We start from the raw sequence: 3,068 nt of genomic DNA, 5'->3' as shown, positions 1-3,068 counted from the left end.
GTGCCTCAGCCGCCGGCCACCGCCGGGATGATCGACACACCGGCGCCGTCCGGCGTCGCCGTCTGCAGGCCCTCGGCGAAGCGGACGTCGTCGTCGTTGACGTAGACGTTGACGAAGCGGCGCAGCTTGCCGGTGTCGTCCAGCACCCGGGCGCCGATGCCCTGGTGGTTCTTGTCCAGGTCCGCGATGACCTCGGCCAGCGTGGCGCCCTCGGCCGGCACCTCGGACCTGCCGCCGGTGTAGGTGCGCAGGATGGTCGGGATTCGGACGTTCACACTCATGCCAGGCCAGCCTCTCGGAAGGAGTCCAGGTTCGGACGGATGATCGCGGTCGGGCCGGTCGTCGGCGCCACCGCGTCGAGGGTCTTCAGACCGTCTCCGGTGTTGAGCACGACCGTCGTCAGGGACGGGTCGAGCAGACCGTCGTCGATCAGCTTCTTGGTCACGCCGACGGTCACGCCGCCGGCGGTCTCGGCGAAGATGCCCTCGGTGCGGGCGAGCAGCTTGATCGCGTCCACGACGCGGGCGTCGTCGACGTCCTCCACCGCGCCGCCGGTGCGGCGGGCGATGTCCAGGACGTACGGGCCGTCCGCCGGGTTGCCGATCGCCAGCGACTTGGCGATGGTGTCAGGCCGCACCGGACGCACCACGTCGTGGCCGTTCTTGAAGGCCTGCGACACCGGGGAGCAGCCCTCGGCCTGGGCGCCGAAGATCTTGTACGGGCGGTCCTCGACCAGCCCGAGCGCGATCAGCTCGCGCAGCCCCTTGTCGATCTTCGTCAGCTGGGAGCCGGAGGCGATCGGCACGACGATCTGGTCCGGCAGCCGCCAGCCGAGCTGCTCGCAGATCTCGTAGGCGAGCGTCTTGGAGCCCTCGGCGTAGTAGGGCCGCAGGTTGACGTTGACAAAGCCCCAGCCCTCGCCGATCGGGTCGCCGATCAGCTCGCTGCAGAAGCGGTTGACGTCGTCGTAGGTGCCCTCGATGCCGACCAGGTCGCCACCGTAGACGGCGGCCATCACGACCTTGCCCTGCTCCAGGTCGTGCGGAATGAAGACGCACGACCGCAGGCCCGCCCGGGCGGCGGCCGCCCCCACCGCGCCGGCCAGGTTGCCGGTGGAGGAGCAGGAGAGCGTGGTGAAACCGAAGGCGCGGGCGGCCTCGACGGCGATGGCGACGACCCGGTCCTTGAAGGAGTGCGTCGGGTTGCCGGAGTCGTCCTTGACGTACAGCGAGCCGGTGACCCCCAGCTCGCGGGCGAGGTTGTCGGCCTTGACCAGCTTGGTCAGGCCGGGGTTGAGATTGGGCTTGTCCGCCACGTCCTCGGGGACGGGCAGCAGCGGAGCGTAACGCCAGATGCTGTTCGGACCGGACTCGATGCGCTTCCGCAGTGCCTCAGGATCCCCGACCGGGAGGTCGTACGCCACTTCGAGCGGGCCGAAACACGCCGTACAGGCGAAACTCGGGCCGAGCGGTACGCGTTCCCCGCACTCCCGGCAGGAGAGCGAGACGGCCGGACCCAGGGAGACCTGGTCGGCACCGGTGGAGGCCGGGTCGGGGGTGGAGCTTGCAACTGTCTGCACAGCCATGGGAGGCGAGGCCCTTTCTCCTCATCTTCCCCAATGACGTATCTCGTCACGGGACGGAATTGGCACCTTCCCCACGCTGGCTTCGCCCGAAGTGTCCGGTTCTGCGGATTCGACCGGTGTCACTCAGAATGCGAGTACCACCGGAAATCGCTCGAAGTGAATGCGCGGGAGGGTTGCCGGGGCTTCAACGGGCCGTTCCCTCTGCCCCTCTGGATGAGCGGTATGGCGTCGCCGGGGACGACGCGTTTGTCGGCGCGCGACCCCCCGACATGGCGAGGTTCCGAGCGCTGTTCAAGACTGTAACCGACACCCCGAACGGTGGAGAGAGTCGTCCGAACACCGAGACGACCGTCGAGACAGGGAGACCGTCTGGTGCTCGAAGAAGTCGCAACGTGGCTCCAGCGGCGGTCCTGGACCGCCGCCCAGCGCCCGCTGCCGACGCTGCTCGCCGCCAAGCGCGCGGCGGGCGAGCACGGCACGGTCAGCGTGGTGCTGCCCGCCCTCAACGAGGAGGCGACGGTCGGACAGATCGTCGCGGCGATCCGCGCCTCGCTCATGACGGACGAGGTGCCGCTGGTCGACGAGCTGGTTGTCGTCGACTCCGGCTCCACCGACAACACGGCCGCCGTCGCCGCGGCGGCCGGCGCCAAGGTGGTGCACCGCGACGAGATACTCCCCCGGCTGCCGGCCGTACCCGGCAAGGGCGAGGTGCTGTGGCGCTCACTGCTGGTCACCGACGGCGAGATCGTGTGCTTCGTCGACGCCGACCTGCGGGAGTTCGACCCGACGTTCGTCTCCGGCATCGTCGGCCCCCTGCTCACCGAACCACGGGTCCAACTCGTCAAGGCCATGTACGACCGCCCGCTGGGCGGCGAGCCGGCCGGCGGCGGGCGGGTCACCGAGCTGGTCGCCCGCCCCCTGCTCAACCTGCACTGGCCGAAACTCGCCGGTTTTGTCCAGCCGCTCGGCGGGGAGTACGCGGCCCGTCGCTCCCTGCTGGAACGCCTGCCGTTCCCCGTCGGGTACGGCGTGGAGCTGGCACTGCTCGTCGACGCGCTCGACGCCGTCGGGCTCGACGCGCTCGCCCAGGTGGACGTCGGCGTCCGGCGCCACCGCAACCAGGACGGCCAGGCCCTCGGCCGGATGGCCGCCACCATCTACCGCACCGCCCACCAACGGCTGCCGGGGTCCCCGCTGACCCGGGCGACGCTCACCCAGTTCACCCGAACGGAGCCCGCCGTCTTCTCCCCGCGCACCCACCCCGTCGACACGGTGGAACGGCCGCCGCTGCGCACCGTCCCCGAGTACGCCGCCCGGCGGCGCGTCCCCGCCCCGACGTCCGCGGCCCGCCGCCGCGCGGGGTAGCGCCGCGCGCTCGGCGGCCGCGGAACCCCTCCGGCTTCCGGCGGCGTGGCGAGCCCGAAGCCGACGCGAAGCGGTCCCCGAAACGGGGTGGCCGGTTGTGAGCGGGTCGGGTTTGGGG

The 3,068-nt window shown here is 71.0% G+C and carries 3 protein-coding genes and 1 riboswitch; of the genes, 1 reads left to right on the top strand and 2 read right to left on the bottom strand.

The window, feature by feature from the left end:
- Window positions 1-5: 5 nt before the first annotated feature.
- Entirely contained in the window at window positions 6-281 is a 276-nt protein-coding gene (locus GL263_RS24235) for a MoaD/ThiS family protein (RefSeq protein WP_182857877.1), read from the bottom strand.
- Window positions 278-1,585 carry a threonine synthase gene (gene thrC / locus GL263_RS24230; protein ID WP_182857876.1) on the bottom strand — a complete coding sequence of 436 codons (1,308 nt, stop codon included), beginning with the start codon at window positions 1,583-1,585 and terminating at the stop codon, window positions 278-280. The genes GL263_RS24235 and thrC overlap by 4 nt, the downstream gene beginning before the upstream one ends.
- A gap of 18 nt (window positions 1,586-1,603) precedes the next feature.
- Window positions 1,604-1,805, bottom strand: a riboswitch (SAM riboswitch).
- A gap of 152 nt (window positions 1,806-1,957) precedes the next feature.
- On the opposite strand from thrC, the gene GL263_RS24225 reads away from it, so the two are divergent.
- The gene (locus GL263_RS24225; protein ID WP_182857875.1) at window positions 1,958-2,950 is read left to right on the top strand and encodes a glucosyl-3-phosphoglycerate synthase; all 993 of its coding nucleotides are present in this window, start codon (window positions 1,958-1,960) and stop codon (window positions 2,948-2,950) included.
- Window positions 2,951-3,068: the final 118 nt, after the last annotated feature.

It is taken from the genome of Streptomyces durbertensis, from assembly GCF_014156695.1.
GTDB classification, from domain to species: domain Bacteria; phylum Actinomycetota; class Actinomycetes; order Streptomycetales; family Streptomycetaceae; genus Streptomyces; species Streptomyces durbertensis.
This window is presented reverse-complemented; position numbering and strand designations above follow the sequence as displayed.

What these genes read in the sequence shown, in the direction of transcription:
- GL263_RS24235 (WP_182857877.1), bottom strand. Translation starts at nt 281, where the DNA reads ATGAGTGTGAACGTCCGAATCCCGACCATCCTGCGCACCTACACCGGC.
- thrC (WP_182857876.1), bottom strand. Translation starts at nt 1,585, where the DNA reads ATGGCTGTGCAGACAGTTGCAAGCTCCACCCCCGACCCGGCCTCCACC.